Origin of the sequence: Cellulophaga sp. RHA_52 (assembly GCF_007827205.1) — a bacterium.
GTDB lineage: Bacteria > Bacteroidota > Bacteroidia > Flavobacteriales > Flavobacteriaceae > Cellulophaga > Cellulophaga lytica.
This window is the reverse complement of sequence record NZ_VIRZ01000001.1, coordinates 1,567,470-1,581,379: the sequence shown is the minus strand read 5'-3', so window position 1 is coordinate 1,581,379 and position 13,910 is coordinate 1,567,470. Positions and strand designations below refer to the sequence as shown.

Sequence of the window (13,910 nt, the reverse complement as noted above, 5' to 3'; positions counted from 1 at the left end):
ACGGCTCCTTTTTTTATATGCTTTAATTTATTACAGCTCTAAGTCTTCAAGAGCAGCAATGGTATCATCTAAATCTTTATATGATAATGCATCGTTTAAAAAATAACTTTCAAAAGCACTAGGTGGCAAATACACCCCTTTGCTTAACATTCCGTGAAAATACTTTTTAAATGTATCATTATTCCCTTTTGCAGAAGTAGCAAAATCTACAACAGGTTCATCTGTAAAGTGAACAGAAATCATACTTCCAAACCTATTTATTTGGTATGCAATTCCTTTTTTATCCAAAGCCTTTTTTAATCCTTTGTGTAAATACTCTGTTTTATCTGCTAAACTTCTAAATATATCTGGATTGTTATTTAACTCTGTTAACATAGCCAAACCTGCGCTCATTGCTAAAGGATTACCACTTAACGTACCCGCTTGGTATACGGGACCATTTGGCGCTAGATAATCCATAATCTCATTACGAGCTGCAAAAGCACCAACAGGTAAACCACCTCCAATAACTTTTCCAAACGTTACAATATCAGCATCTATACCTAAAATTTCTTGTGCCCCACCTCTTCCTAAACGAAAGCCAGTCATAACCTCATCAAAAATTAATAAAATACCTTCTTTTGTACACAGCTCTCTTAAACCTGTAATAAATTCTTTAGACGGTATTATACAGCCCATATTACCTGCAACAGGCTCTATTATAATAGCTGCTATTTCGCCTTTATTTGCCTCTACTAATGATGTTACATTTGCTAAATCGTTATAATTAGCCAACAATGTATCTTTGGCTGTACCTTGTGTTACACCCGGACTATTAGGACTACCAAAAGTTACCGCACCACTACCCGCTTGTATTAAAAACGAATCTGAATGACCGTGGTAACAACCAGCAAACTTTATAATTTTATCTTTACCCGTAAAACCTCTTGCCAAGCGTACAGCACTCATACAAGCTTCTGTGCCGCTGTTTACAAATCTAATTTTATCTATATTTGGGACCATAGAAACTGCTAGTTTAGCTAACTCTGTCTCTATTTCTGTTGGCATTCCAAAAGAAGTTCCTTTTTTAGCTTTTTCTATTACTGCGTTAATTACAGGATCATAAGCGTGACCTAAAATTAATGGTCCCCAAGATGCTATATAATCTATAATTTTGTTTCCGTCTTCATCATATAAATAAGCGCCTTTTGCTTCCTTAACAAAAATAGGTTCTCCGCCAACAGCGTTAAAGGCTCTTACAGGTGAGTTTACCCCTCCAGGAATATATTTTTTTGCTTCATTAAATAAAGCACTGCTTCTTTTATAAATCATTTTTAAGATTTAATTTTTAGTATATTTTACAATAAGTTCTTGACCTATGCGTAGGTTTGTATTTTTTAAATTATTTAACTTCATTAATTCTGGCACACCCATAAAATACATTCTAGATATAGCGTACAGGGTTTCTCCTGCTTCTACCTTGTGCTTTTTTACAACATATTCTTTTGGAGCTGTACGCACTGCTTTATGCTTGCCATCAAACTTATGAAGTTTATATTTTTCAATTAAATATATTAGTTTTTGCGGGTATTTAGGATCTGTAGCATAACCTGCCTTACGCAAACCTTTTGCCCAGCCTTTATAATCATTAATATGCAAATCAAACAAAGAAGAATACCTACCTCTTGTTGTTAAAAACAAACTATGATCTCTAAAAGAGTACATAGGGTGGTTGTATTTTCTAAAACATTCTCCTTTTTCATCATCATCATGATAATCAAAATCACCTTCCCAACCTGTATGACATTTAATTCCAAAATGATTGTTGGTTTTACGAGCCAATTCTCCTTTACCAGAACCACTTTCTAAAATACCCTGTGCTATTGTAATGCTTGCAGGTATACCGTAAGCTTTCATTTCATCTTGTGCTATAGCTGCAAATGTATTTATGTAATCTTCTGTATTTTCTATGGCAAAACTTACAAAATGCCCTTCATCTTTAGGCAAAGCATAAGGAGCATTACCCTTATTGGTATTATTTTTTGGCGAAACCGTAGATACTTTTTTATGTGATTGTCTGGTTACGCTTCTTTTTGATTTACAACTAGTGTAAGAAACAAGTAGTACTAACAAGAACGTCTTATAAACTAATCTTAAACTATTTTTAGGTGTATTTTTATTCATTTACAAGTGGTAATTTTTTCTTAACTAATAAACTATTCATTCCTTTTATACCTTGTAATCCTCCTGTGTGTATTGCCACAATTTTAGTGCCAGGTGTAAAATAATTTTTTTGTACCAGATCTAAAATACCAAAAAGCATTTTACCTGTATATACAGGGTCTAAAGGTATATTGGTTGTTGCTTTAAAAGAGTTTATAAAATTTATTAATTCTGATGTTACTTTGGCATAACCCCCAAAATTATAACTATTTATAAGCTTCCAATTTGCATTATTGGCAAATTTACAAATATCTTCTTTTAAAAAATCACCTTTTAACGCAGGAAAACCCAAAACTCTTTGGCTTGCATTACTTGCATTTATAATACCTGCTATAGTACCTCCAGTACCAACGGCACTACAAATTACGTTAAACATAGTATCTTTTGGAGTTAAAATTTCTTCACAACCTTGTACAGCCAACTCATTGGCACCACCTTCTGGCAAAATAAAACTATTAGGATAATCTCTTTTTACAGCGCTTAAAAATTCTGGTGTATTTTTTTCTCTATAAGTTTGTCTGCTTACAAACTTAAACTCCATTCCGTTTTCTTTAGCAAAAGCTAAGGTTGGATTTTGTTGCCACTTATCTGCAAGCTCCTCACCTCTAATAATACCAACAGTTTTAATACTGTTCTCTCTTCCTGCATAGGCCGTAGCAGCTATATGGTTAGAGAATGCACCGCCAAAGGTTACTATAGTTTGTGCTTTTACTTGCTTAACGTGCTGTAAATTGTACTTTAGTTTTCTGTACTTGTTTCCAGAAATAAAAGGATGTAGCGTATCTTCTCTTTTAATATAGAGTGATATCTTTTTTTCTGATAAAATAGGTAAATCTACTTGCTGATTTAAAACTTTCACGTTTTATATTTTTCAGCGCCAAAGATATTTAATAAAACTGAAGGGTTTACGTTCATTTAAATAATTAGGATTATCTTCATTAAAATAGGCTTCACGCTCAAAACTAAGATTTTGATAAGCCCTATAACTATCCCAATAAAACAAACAACGTATTAAAAACTCTAATAAATACACTATATAAAAAGGCAAAACTAAAAGTTCTAGCTGTTGCCTTAAGTGTATTTTTTCATGATTAATTAAAGAGTCATCATCTCTTAGCGCATCACTCTTTAAAATTATAAAAGGCCACAAAGATAGGCCTACATAATTTTTTCTAAAGAAGAGTTTTGAAACTAAAATCATACGCACTTATTAATTAACAATGTCAAATTTAACAACTTAGTACAGAAACTATACCATTTTTAAGACTTAAAACGATTAAAAACTATAAAACACCGACTACCAACTATTTTTAACTTTTAACAATTGTGTATTTATATACTTAACTTAAAAACTCGTAATTTTACAAGTATGAAAAAAATTCTTCAACCCATAGAAGGCGACTATTATTTATCTGAAGAAGGCTACAGAGTATTTACAGAGCAATACCATAAAAGAAGAGGTTATTGTTGTGAAAGTGGATGTAGGCATTGTCCCTATGGCTATAATGCCAAAACAAATAGCAGAAAAAAATCTTAAAATTTGCTCAAAAACAAGCAATTACAAAGTAACGGCACAATTTTTGTGATATTAAACCCAAACTAAAACATCAAAAAATATGAAAGCATTAAAAATGGCATTAGCACCAATATTTGCATTGGTACTATTTAGTTCTTGTACCTCTGTACGTGTTTTGTCTGACTATGATAAAGAAGCAAACTTTAATACTTATAAAACGTATGCTTTTTATAAAACAGGTATAGATAAGGCGCAAATATCTGACTTAGACAAAAAAAGAATTCTAAAGGCTATTGATGCTGAAATGAGTTCTAGAGGTTTTGTAAAATCTAGTACTCCTGATATCTTGGTTAGTATTTTTACTAAAGAAAAAGAACGCGTAGATATTTACAATAATTACTGGGGCGGTGGCTTTGGTTGGGGTTGGAATCCTTACTATTTTGGCAATGGCTTTAACAGAAGCAATGTTTCTACCAGTACAGAAGGATCTTTATATATAGACTTAATTGATGCTAAAAATAAGGAACTAGTTTGGCAAGGCCGCGGTATTGGCACATTAAACAATACAAATAACATAGAAAAAAAGGAACAACGCATAAAAGAGTTTGTTTCTCAAATACTAGAAGCATATCCGCCAGCAATTGCATCTAACTAAAAAATCAAAACCGCTACTAATAGCGGTTTTTTTTTGCTTTGCACTAAAAAATTGTTTCACGTTATAATTACACATTAGAGCTAAATAAAAACGTACATTATTTTCCAATTTTGTATCTTTATTGCCTATTAGTAAATACCTAACATAACGTGCAATGTCTTACACAAGCAATTATATATTAGATAAACTACCAACGCATTTAAAGCAATACATAAAACCGCAAAATTATGAGGATTACACTCCAATTAATCAAGCTGTTTGGCGTTATGTTATGCGTAAAAATGTAGATTATTTAAGTAAAGTTGCACACACATCTTACTTAGATGGTTTAAAAAAAACAGGCATTTCTATAGAAAACATTCCTAATATGTACGGTATGAACCGTATTTTACAAGAAATAGGTTGGGCTGCTGTTGCAGTAGACGGTTTTATACCTCCTTCTGCTTTTATGGAGTTCCAAGCTTACAATGTACTGGTTATTGCATCTGACATAAGACAATTAGAAAATATAGAATACACACCTGCACCAGACATTATTCATGAAGGTGCTGGCCACGCTCCTATTATAGCAAATCCTGAATACGCCGAGTATTTAAGACGATTTGGAGAAATAGGATGCAAAGCAATTTCTAGTGGAAAAGATTATGAATTGTATGAAGCTGTTAGACATTTATCTATTATAAAAGAGGCTGCTGACTCTGATGAAGAAGAAATAGAAAAAGCAGAAAAACACGTTGAAGACTTGCAACAAAATATGGGAGAACCTAGTGAAATGGCGTTAATTCGTAATTTACACTGGTGGACTGTAGAATATGGCCTAATTGGCACTACAGATAACCCTAAAATTTATGGTGCAGGCTTGCTTTCTTCTATTGGTGAAAGTGCTTGGTGTATGACAGACCAAGTTAAAAAACTAAACTACTCTATTGAGGCAGCTCATAAGTCTTTTGACATTACACAGCCACAACCTCAGCTTTTTGTAACACCAGACTTTGCCTATTTAAGTCAGGTTTTAGAAGAATTTGCTAACACAATGGCACTACGCACTGGTGGTTTAGATGGTGTAAACAAACTTATAGACTCTAAAGCTTTAGGAACTGTAGAACTTAGTACAGGCCTACAAATATCTGGTGTATTTACAAATGTACTTACACATAAAGGAAAACCTAGTTACATACAAACTACTGGTAAAACTGCTTTATCTTACAGAGAAAAAGAATTAGTTGGCCACAGCACAAAACACCACGCAGATGGTTTTGGCTCTCCTATTGGCAAGCTAAAAGGTATTAACTTGGCCATAGAAGATATGAGTCCGCGCGACTTAAAAGCATATAATATTTTTGAAGGACAAACCATTACTTTAGAATTTGTTGGCGGTATTAAGGTTAACGGAAACATTATAACTGGCACACGTAACCTTAAAGGTGAAATTGTACTTATAACTTTTGAAAACTGTACGGTTACACAGGATGAAACTATATTGTTTAAACCAGAATGGGGATTGTACCATATGGCTGTAGGAGAAAATATAGTTTCTGCATTTAATGGCCCTGCTGACTTACATAGTTTTGATTTAATTACACATAGCATTACCGAAGAAACAATAAAGCCTAAACAAACAGAAGCTAAAACACAGCTAGAAAACTTATACAAACAAGTACGTGAGTTTAGAGAAGGTACTAATATTACAATTTCTAGAAATAAAGTGTTTCAAGAGGTAAAAAACAACTACCCAACAGATTGGTTGCTCCCTGTAGAATTGTATGAATTAGCCAAATCTAATAACGATGATGATTTTGCAGTAGAAATTATTGAACACCTAGAGACTGTAAAACAAAACAACCCTAAAGTTGGGCATTTAATTGATGACGGATTAGAGTTGGTAGATAAAAGTTTGGTTGTATAATTTACTGCAACTCTAGCTCTTTTATAGCTTTTAATTCTTCAATTTTGTTAATTGGATTGTCATTATATTTCAATGTCCAACCCAAAGAATTTGTTAGTACATAGAACTTAGACAGCTCACTTAAAAGTCTGTTTTGCGCATTTGTTTTTAAGGTAGAATTTTCAACTTTTTTAAGTAGTGATGCTTTAACGCTTTTCTTTATTTTATTATAATCATTAGCATCAAACTGATTTAAAAAATCGGCCGTAACATCATAATACTCATAATCTGGACTTATTTTTACTTCTGACTCCGGAATGCTTGTAATTTGTAATATTTTGTTTTCTTCATCTACCTTAAAAACAATTTTACTTAAATCATAAGCAACAGTAACATCTGCATTAACTACAACCAACGCTTTTTTTTCTGCTGTAATTAGCGGTCCAAAAAGCTGCTGAGAATCTTTATAATTATATACTTCTGCAAAGTGACCCTCGGTTACCACAAGCTTAGATACATTTTGTATTTGCTGCTGTATTAACATTGAGTTTTCTTGTAAAATAGATTGTTCTTCTTTTTTATCTGAACAAGTTTTAAATACAAGTAAAGCCACTAAAACAATAATAATTCCTACAAGGATTCTCTTCATAATTAAAACGAAATAAAAGGATATTCTTTTTGAAGATACGTAATTTTTTCTTGAATGTTTTTTAAAAACTTCTGATGCTCCTCTGACTCCGAATTAAAAGGTCTATGCTCCAAACCTCTTTGTACAGCGCCAACTTTTATAGTAGTTTCTAAGGCCTTTTTAGTTAACCATACATCACTAAACTTTTCCCAAATATAATCTACCGCTAATTTGCTTGGGTGCACCATATCTTCTTTATAAAAACGATAATCACGCAATTCATCCATCATAATTTCATAACTAGGAAAATAAAAAGCATCACCCCTGTTTTTTTCTAATTCTATGGTATTATGCACAGCGGTTAGCAAATGAGATTTACTACGCTGATTTTCTACAAAACCATCTTTAATATGCCTAACAGGAGACACCGTAAAAATAAATTTAGCATTAGTATTTACACTTTTTACTAATGATATAAGCTCTTGTAAACTAGCCTCTATTTCTGTAACTGTTAACAATTGCTTATTAAAAGCTTTCTGCGGAACTTTATGGCAGTTAGCAACTACTTTATTTAATTCTAGATGTTTGTACACCCAAGCCGTTCCCAAGGTAACTACAATGTGTGTAGCATTAGTTAAAACCTGCCTAGTTTCTGTAACTGCTGCATTTAAATTTTGTACTAGTTTTTGTTTTGAGGGGGTACTTAAAACAGAATGAGCATTGAAACTATGCCAACGCTCATTTTGATTAAAGATATCTTTTTCTGTGTATTTTTCTTCTAAAACAGCATTTTTAACCAGCTGTGTTATTGCCTGTGGATGAAATAACACCCCAAACGGGTTGGTTACAGCTTGCATTTTATAATAGGAAAATTTATTACCTATATGTTCTGCAAAACAAGAACCTAACAACAATAATTTGTTAGAATAGTTTATTTGAAACGTACTTGGCTTAAGTGGTACTTTAGTTTGTAGTTTCATACACTGTTGTTATTTAATATATGCTATTGCTTTATCTAAGGCTTCTGCAATACCTCCTGGGTTTTTACCACCTGCTGTAGCAAAAAACGGTTGTCCGCCACCGCCACCTTGAATATACTTACCTAATTCACGTACAATTGCACCTGCGTTTAAATCTTTTTCTGCAGCCAGTTCTTTAGATATGTAACAAGACAAGGTTGCTTTACCATTATTTTCTGCTCCAAAAAGCAAGAACATATTAGTAGCATTAGCTCCCATATTAAAACACAAGTCTTTTATACCTGCAGGATCTAAATCTACCTTTTTAGCCAAAAATTGCACGCCATTTACATCTTGTAACTCGTTAAGCAAATCGCCCTTTAAGTTTTTAGCCTTATCTTTTAATAGTTGCTCTATCTCCTTTTTAAGTTTGTTATTCTCTTCTTGTAAAGAAACTACAGCTTTTACAGGGTCTTTAGCATTGTTTAAAACTTCTTTTATATCTGTTAACACCTCATTATTATCTGCATAAAAATCTTTAACAGCATCAGAAGTAATAGCTTCTATTCTACGTATTCCAGAGGCAACTGCACCTTCAGATTTAATTTTAAAGTGCCAAATATCTCCTGTGTTTTGTACGTGCGTACCACCACAAAGTTCTACCGACTGCCCAAAACGTATAAGCCTAACCGTATCTCCGTATTTCTCTCCAAACAAAGCCATTGCACCAGCATCTAAAGCTTCTTGCATTGGTATGTTACGTTTTTCTTCTAATGGTAAATTACCTTCTATTCTTGCATTTACAAAATCCTCAACCTCTTTTAGTTGCTCTGTAGTTACTTTAGAAAAGTGAGAAAAATCAAAACGTAAATATTTAGAGTGTACAGCAGAACCTTTTTGCTCTACGTGTGTACCTAAAACTTCTCTTAATGCTTGGTGTAGTAAATGTGTAGCAGTATGGTTACTTGCCGTTCTTTGGCGTTGTTTTACATCTACAACAGCCTTAAAAGTATCTGTAGTATTTTTTGGTAAATTCTTTGCAAAGTGAATAATCTCGTTATTCTCTTTTTTAGTATCTAATATGTAAACAACATCTCCGTTTTGTGCTTCTAAATACCCTTTATCACCTACTTGTCCGCCTCCTTCTGCATAAAATGGAGTAATATTAAACACCAACTGGTATTGTTTACCTTCTTTTTTAGAGGTTACTTTTCTGTATTTAACTAAACGCACATTAGTTTCTAATACATCATAACCAACAAACTCTTGTTCTGCATCTTGTAAAAGCACTTCCCAATCTTCTTTAGAAACCTCAGAAGCAGACCTAGATCTGTTTTTTTGTTCTTGCATTGCTGCATCAAAACCTTTTTCATCTAACGTATAACCACGCTCACTTAAAATAAGAGCGGTTAAATCTATAGGAAAACCATATGTATCATACAATTCAAATGCTTTTCTGCCATCAATAGTTTTAGAAGACGCACTATTAATAACACTGTCTAATAATACCAAGCCTTGGTCTAGTGTCTTTAAAAAAGAATGCTCTTCTTCCTTTACTACATTTTCAATAAGTTGTTTTTGTTCTTTAAGCTCAGGAAAAGCATCACCCATAGTATTGGTTAATACATTTACTAACCTATACATAAATGGTTCTTTGGTATTTAAAAACGTAAATCCGTAACGTATAGCCCTTCTTAAAATTCTACGTATTACATAACCAGCACCAGTATTACTTGGCAACTGACCATCTGCTATAGAAAAAGCAACAGCTCTAATATGGTCTGCAATAACGCGTATTGCAATATTAGTATCTTCGTTTTTATTGTATTCTGCGTTGGTAATTGTTTCTATTTCTCTAATTATAGGCGTAAAAACATCAGTATCATAGTTAGACTGTACACCTTGCATTACCATACACAAACGCTCAAACCCCATTCCTGTATCTACGTGTTTAGCAGGTAAGTTTTCTAATTCTCCGTTTGCTTTACGGTTGTACTGCATAAATACAAGATTCCATATTTCTACAACCTGTGGGTGATCCATATTTACCAATTCTGCACCAGAAACTTTTGCTTTTTCTTCTGCAGATCTAATATCTACGTGTATTTCTGAACAAGGTCCGCAAGGCCCCTGATCTCCCATTTCCCAAAAATTATCTTTTTTATTACCAAAAAGAATTTGAGATTCTGGAATAATTTTTTTCCATAAATCTAGCGCCTCTTGGTCCATTTCTAAATTATCCTTGTCTTTACTACCCTCAAAAACGGTAACATACAAACTAGACTCATCTATTTTAAAAACCTTTGTTAGCAGTTCCCAAGCCCAAGAGATAGCGTCTTCTTTAAAATAATCTCCAAAACTCCAGTTCCCCAACATTTCAAACATAGTATGGTGGTAAGTATCTTTACCAACCTCTTCTAAATCGTTATGCTTACCACTAACACGCAAACACTTTTGGGTATCTACTACCCTTGTGTTTTTTGCTTCGGTATTTCCAAGAAAAAATTCTTTAAACTGGTTCATACCAGCATTAGTAAACATTAAAGTAGGATCATCTTTAATGACCATTGGGGCAGAAGAAACAATTTTATGTGTTTTATTCTTAAAAAATTCTAAAAACTGAGATCTTATTTCTTGAGATTTCATCCGTTGCTATGTTTGTAAATTTAATTGGCTGCTATAGTTTTGTAAAAAGCATTATATTTAACGCAAATAACACATAATTATATGGCTTATACCACTCTAAAATGGTAAGCTTTTTATAAAATTAACTATTTCTGCAAAACAATTTTTATATTTGTTTGTTTTGATAAATTAAAAATGCAAAAATAGGATAAATTCCCTTTATGTCTCAAGTTAAATATTATTATGATCCAGACACCCTATCTTACAGAAAGATAGAGCATAAAAAGTCTAAAAAGTTTCGCAATGTAGCGTTAATGTTTATTGGTGCTGCTATATTGGGTTTTTTAGGTTTATTACTCCTATTAAATACCAATTTAGTGAACACGCCTAAAGAGCTATCTTTACAAAGAGAGTTGCATAATTACGAGTTTCAGTTTGAGTTGCTTAACAAAAAAATGGAGCAAATGGAACAAGTTTTAGCCAATATAGAAGATAGAGACAATAACATTTATCGCTTATATTTTGAAGCTAACCCAATACCAGAAGAACAAAGACGCGCTGGTTTTGGCGGTGTAAATAGATACAAATCTTTAGAAGGTTTTAATAATTCTGATATGATTATTGATGCTACTAAACGTTTAGAAATTATACAAAAACAAATGGTAATACAGTCTAAGTCTTTAGATGAAATTACCAAACTTGCTGAAGAAAAAGAAAAGTTTTTAGAAGCAATACCTGCCATACAACCTATAAGTAACGAAGACCTAACACGTATGGCATCTGGTTATGGTTGGAGGTCTGACCCCTTCACCAAAGTTCGTAAAATGCATTGGGGTATGGACTTTACATCTCCTAGAGGAACACCAATATATGCCTCTGGTAATGGCACAGTTACAAGAGCAGACGCCAGCTCTACTGGTTACGGTAAACACATACGTATAGATCACGGTTATGGCTACCTAACACTTTATGCACACTTAAGCAAATACAATGTTACTGCTGGACAAAAAGTAAAAAGAGGAGACCTTATTGGCTTTGTTGGCAGTACAGGTAGGTCTGAAGCTCCACACTTACATTATGAAGTTTGGAAAGATGGTGACAGAATTAACCCTATTAACTTTTACTACGGTAACCTTTCTGCTCTAGAGTTTGAAAACTTATTAAAACACGCAACTCAAGAAAATCAATCATTGGATTAATGCATATAGAGCTTCCAGAAAAAAGATATTATAGTATTGGCGAAGTAGCCAAAGCTTTTAACGTGAATACGTCTTTAATACGTTTTTGGGAAAAGGAGTTTGATGTTTTAAAACCAAAAAAAAACGCTAAGGGCAACCGTAAATTTACACCGCAAGACATTAAAAACTTGCAGCTAATTTATCACTTAGTTAAAGAAAGAGGCTTTACTTTAGATGGTGCAAAAACACACCTTAAAGAAGAAAAGAAAAAAACACTTTCTAATTTTGATATTATTACAAAATTAGAAAATGTAAAATCAGAGCTTCTAAAAATTAAAGATCAATTATAACCATTAATTACCTATAAACTAAACACTAAAAAAAACTTAACTATGAAAAAATTATTAATTGTACTTGCCGTTTTTGTTGTATTGTTACTAGCCCTAGGTGGTTGGTACGTTAGCGCAAATAATGAGTTAGTAGAAATGAAAGGACAAGCGGTTAAACAATGGGCAAATGTAGAAAGCTCTTACCAAAGAAGAAATGACCTTATTGGCAACTTAGTAAAAACAGTACAAGGTGCAGCAGATTTTGAAAAAAGCACTTTAACTGGTGTTATAAATGCAAGAGCTAAAGCAACGTCTATAAACATAGACCCTTCTAATATGACACCAGAACAGATAGCGCAATTTAGTAAAGTGCAAAGCGGTTTAACTGGTGCGCTTAGCAAATTACTGGTTTCTGTAGAACGTTATCCTGATTTAAAAGCTAATAAAAACTTTTTAGAATTACAAGCACAAATAGAAGGCACAGAAAACAGAATTAATGTAGAACGTAATAGGTTTAATGACATAGCTGGTGACTACAATATCCATATAAAAAAAATACCTACAAATATTATTGCTGCAATAGCTAATTTTGAACCTATGGCATTATTTAGTGCTGATGAAGGATCAGAAAAAGCACCAGATGCAAGTTTTGATTTTAAATAAACAACACTATGTCTAAGGTTGAAGATTTTCTAACCACAGCGGAAGAACAAGAAATTGTTAATGCTATTATTTCTGCAGAAAAAAATACTTCTGGTGAAATAAGAGTGCATATTGAAGCTACAAGTAAAATAGACCATTACAAAAGAGCTCAAGAAGTGTTTCATTTTTTAAAAATGGATAATACTAAAGCAGAAAATGGCGTATTACTTTACATTGCTGTACTTGACAAAAAATTTGTTATATATGGCGATAAAGGTATAAATAATGCCGTACCTAAAGATTTTTGGAATACAACCAAAGATGCCATACAGGCTGAATTTACTAAAGGAAATTTTAAACAAGGAATTATTAATGGTGTATTAAAAGCCGGAAAAGAGTTAGAAACTCATTTTCCTTGGTTACATACAGACACCAATGAACTTAGCAATGAAATATCTAAAGGATAGCTTATTTTTATTAATCTTATTTGTTGCTAATTTTACTTTAGCTCAATATAAAATACCAGAAAAACCCAAGCTACAAACTAGTGTATATGACTATGCAAAGCTTTTATCTGATACAGAAAAAAGTAGCTTAGAGCGTAAACTTATTAGCTATTCTGATAGCACATCTACACAAATAGTCATTGCTATAATACCTAGTACAGAAGGTGAAAATATCACCTTTTTAGGAGCACAATGGGGACAAAAATGGGGTCTTGGCCAAAAAGGAAAAGACAACGGTATTTTAATATTATTGGCTAAAAATGACAGAAAAATAGCCATAAATACTGGTTACGGTGTAGAAGGAAGATTACCAGACATTACAGCACACCAAATTATTAATAATGTAATTATACCCGAGTTTAAGTCTGGTAGCTATTATAACGGCTTAAACTATGGCGCAGATGCCATTTTTAGTGCTTTAAAAGGTGAATTTAAAGAAGATAGAAACCTTTCTAAATTTCGATTAGAATCTTTTTTGCCATTTATTGTTTTCTTTATTATCATTTTAATATTGATAAATAAAAAAAGAAACAACGGCGGTAATAACGGTGGTAACAGGTCTACAGGAATAGACTTGTTAGATATAATTATACTAAGTAATCTTGGCCGTGGAGGATCATCTGGTGGCTTTGGCGGAGGCGGAAGCTTTGGTGGAGGCAGCACAGGAGGTTTTGGTGGCGGCTTTGGTGGCGGTGGCTTTGGTGGCGGTGGTGCTTCTGGAGGTTGGTAACCAAACTTAAAAAATAAAAAAACTCCCTTAACTTCTATTAAGCTAGGGGAGTTTT

General features: G+C 33.0%; 15 protein-coding genes. 8 read left to right on the top strand and 7 right to left on the bottom strand.

Features of this window, described 5'->3' with window-relative positions; translation table 11 throughout:
- Positions 1-30: 30 nt before the first annotated feature.
- The 4 genes from hemL to JM80_RS07005 are packed head-to-tail and all read right to left on the bottom strand — an operon-like array spanning position 31 to position 3,403.
- A complete protein-coding gene (gene hemL, locus JM80_RS07020) occupies positions 31-1,311 on the bottom strand; it encodes a glutamate-1-semialdehyde 2,1-aminomutase (protein WP_013620266.1) in 1,281 nt (426 codons plus the stop codon).
- 9 nt (positions 1,312-1,320) lie between these two features.
- Positions 1,321-2,163: a glucosaminidase domain-containing protein gene (locus JM80_RS07015; protein WP_013620267.1), complete on the bottom strand. Its 843-nt coding sequence runs from the start codon at positions 2,161-2,163 to the stop codon at positions 1,321-1,323.
- The gene (locus tag JM80_RS07010) at positions 2,156-3,061 is read right to left on the bottom strand and encodes a 1-aminocyclopropane-1-carboxylate deaminase/D-cysteine desulfhydrase (protein WP_144709580.1); all 906 of its coding nucleotides are present in this window, start codon (positions 3,059-3,061) and stop codon (positions 2,156-2,158) included. Before JM80_RS07010 ends, JM80_RS07015 begins: the two co-directional genes overlap by 8 nt.
- Before the next feature lie 12 nt (positions 3,062-3,073).
- Positions 3,074-3,403, bottom strand: a complete 330-nt coding sequence (locus JM80_RS07005; protein ID WP_075694432.1) for a hypothetical protein — start codon at positions 3,401-3,403, stop codon at positions 3,074-3,076.
- 168 nt (positions 3,404-3,571) lie between these two features.
- Between JM80_RS07005 and JM80_RS16430 the strand changes: the two genes are divergently transcribed.
- The 3 genes from JM80_RS16430 (at position 3,572) to JM80_RS06995 (ending at position 6,279) form a co-directional block, all read left to right on the top strand.
- Positions 3,572-3,739, top strand: coding sequence for a DUF5522 domain-containing protein (locus JM80_RS16430; protein ID WP_161633467.1), 168 nt, complete (start codon positions 3,572-3,574; stop codon positions 3,737-3,739).
- A 79-nt stretch (positions 3,740-3,818) separates the two neighbouring features.
- Positions 3,819-4,373, top strand: a complete 555-nt coding sequence (locus tag JM80_RS07000; RefSeq protein WP_013620271.1) for a DUF4136 domain-containing protein — start codon at positions 3,819-3,821, stop codon at positions 4,371-4,373.
- Positions 4,374-4,527: 154 nt separating this feature from the next.
- Positions 4,528-6,279: an aromatic amino acid hydroxylase gene (locus JM80_RS06995; protein WP_144709579.1), complete on the top strand. Its 1,752-nt coding sequence runs from the start codon at positions 4,528-4,530 to the stop codon at positions 6,277-6,279.
- Between the two features lies 1 nt (position 6,280).
- Here the strand turns inward: JM80_RS06995 and JM80_RS06990 are convergent, their stop codons facing one another.
- Genes JM80_RS06990 through alaS form a run of 3 tightly spaced genes read right to left on the bottom strand, consistent with a single transcriptional unit; the run spans position 6,281 to position 10,491 of the window.
- A complete protein-coding gene (locus tag JM80_RS06990) occupies positions 6,281-6,907 on the bottom strand; it encodes a DUF4230 domain-containing protein (RefSeq protein ID WP_144709578.1) in 627 nt (208 codons plus the stop codon).
- A 2-nt stretch (positions 6,908-6,909) separates the two neighbouring features.
- Positions 6,910-7,866, bottom strand: coding sequence for a GSCFA domain-containing protein (locus JM80_RS06985; RefSeq protein ID WP_144709577.1), 957 nt, complete (start codon positions 7,864-7,866; stop codon positions 6,910-6,912).
- Positions 7,867-7,875: 9 nt separating this feature from the next.
- The gene (gene alaS / locus JM80_RS06980) at positions 7,876-10,491 is read right to left on the bottom strand and encodes an alanine--tRNA ligase (RefSeq protein WP_038504819.1); all 2,616 of its coding nucleotides are present in this window, start codon (positions 10,489-10,491) and stop codon (positions 7,876-7,878) included.
- A gap of 200 nt (positions 10,492-10,691) precedes the next feature.
- On the opposite strand from alaS, the gene JM80_RS06975 reads away from it, so the two are divergent.
- From JM80_RS06975 to JM80_RS06955, 5 genes are read left to right on the top strand one after another with little or no spacing between them, the layout of a single operon-like run.
- Positions 10,692-11,669 carry a M23 family metallopeptidase gene (locus JM80_RS06975; protein ID WP_013620276.1) on the top strand — a complete coding sequence of 326 codons (978 nt, stop codon included), beginning with the start codon at positions 10,692-10,694 and terminating at the stop codon, positions 11,667-11,669.
- Complete coding sequence (locus JM80_RS06970) at positions 11,669-11,998, top strand: MerR family transcriptional regulator (protein WP_013620277.1); 330 nt, start codon at positions 11,669-11,671, stop codon at positions 11,996-11,998. The genes JM80_RS06975 and JM80_RS06970 overlap by 1 nt, the downstream gene beginning before the upstream one ends.
- 42 nt (positions 11,999-12,040) lie before the next feature.
- Complete coding sequence (locus tag JM80_RS06965; RefSeq protein ID WP_013620278.1) at positions 12,041-12,640, top strand: LemA family protein; 600 nt, start codon at positions 12,041-12,043, stop codon at positions 12,638-12,640.
- An 8-nt stretch (positions 12,641-12,648) separates the two neighbouring features.
- Positions 12,649-13,086: a TPM domain-containing protein gene (locus JM80_RS06960; protein ID WP_013620279.1), complete on the top strand. Its 438-nt coding sequence runs from the start codon at positions 12,649-12,651 to the stop codon at positions 13,084-13,086.
- Positions 13,067-13,855, top strand: a complete 789-nt coding sequence (locus JM80_RS06955; protein ID WP_186439760.1) for a YgcG family protein — start codon at positions 13,067-13,069, stop codon at positions 13,853-13,855. Before JM80_RS06960 ends, JM80_RS06955 begins: the two co-directional genes overlap by 20 nt.
- Positions 13,856-13,910: the final 55 nt, after the last annotated feature.

Bases quoted from the DNA above. Each gene is read 5' to 3' on its own strand.
- hemL (WP_013620266.1), bottom strand. From the start codon at position 1,311: ATGATTTATAAAAGAAGCAGTGCTTTATTTAATGAAGCAAAAAAATAT.
- JM80_RS06985 (WP_144709577.1), bottom strand. From the start codon at position 7,866: ATGAAACTACAAACTAAAGTACCACTTAAGCCAAGTACGTTTCAAATA.
- JM80_RS06975 (WP_013620276.1), top strand. From the start codon at position 10,692: ATGTCTCAAGTTAAATATTATTATGATCCAGACACCCTATCTTACAGA.
- JM80_RS06955 (WP_186439760.1), top strand. From the start codon at position 13,067: ATGAAATATCTAAAGGATAGCTTATTTTTATTAATCTTATTTGTTGCT.
- JM80_RS07005 (WP_075694432.1), bottom strand. From the start codon at position 3,403: ATGATTTTAGTTTCAAAACTCTTCTTTAGAAAAAATTATGTAGGCCTA.
- JM80_RS06965 (WP_013620278.1), top strand. From the start codon at position 12,041: ATGAAAAAATTATTAATTGTACTTGCCGTTTTTGTTGTATTGTTACTA.
- JM80_RS06995 (WP_144709579.1), top strand. From the start codon at position 4,528: ATGTCTTACACAAGCAATTATATATTAGATAAACTACCAACGCATTTA.
- JM80_RS07015 (WP_013620267.1), bottom strand. From the start codon at position 2,163: ATGAATAAAAATACACCTAAAAATAGTTTAAGATTAGTTTATAAGACG.
- JM80_RS07000 (WP_013620271.1), top strand. From the start codon at position 3,819: ATGAAAGCATTAAAAATGGCATTAGCACCAATATTTGCATTGGTACTA.
- JM80_RS06990 (WP_144709578.1), bottom strand. From the start codon at position 6,907: ATGAAGAGAATCCTTGTAGGAATTATTATTGTTTTAGTGGCTTTACTT.
- JM80_RS06960 (WP_013620279.1), top strand. From the start codon at position 12,649: ATGTCTAAGGTTGAAGATTTTCTAACCACAGCGGAAGAACAAGAAATT.
- alaS (WP_038504819.1), bottom strand. From the start codon at position 10,491: ATGAAATCTCAAGAAATAAGATCTCAGTTTTTAGAATTTTTTAAGAAT.
- JM80_RS16430 (WP_161633467.1), top strand. From the start codon at position 3,572: ATGAAAAAAATTCTTCAACCCATAGAAGGCGACTATTATTTATCTGAA.
- JM80_RS06970 (WP_013620277.1), top strand. From the start codon at position 11,669: ATGCATATAGAGCTTCCAGAAAAAAGATATTATAGTATTGGCGAAGTA.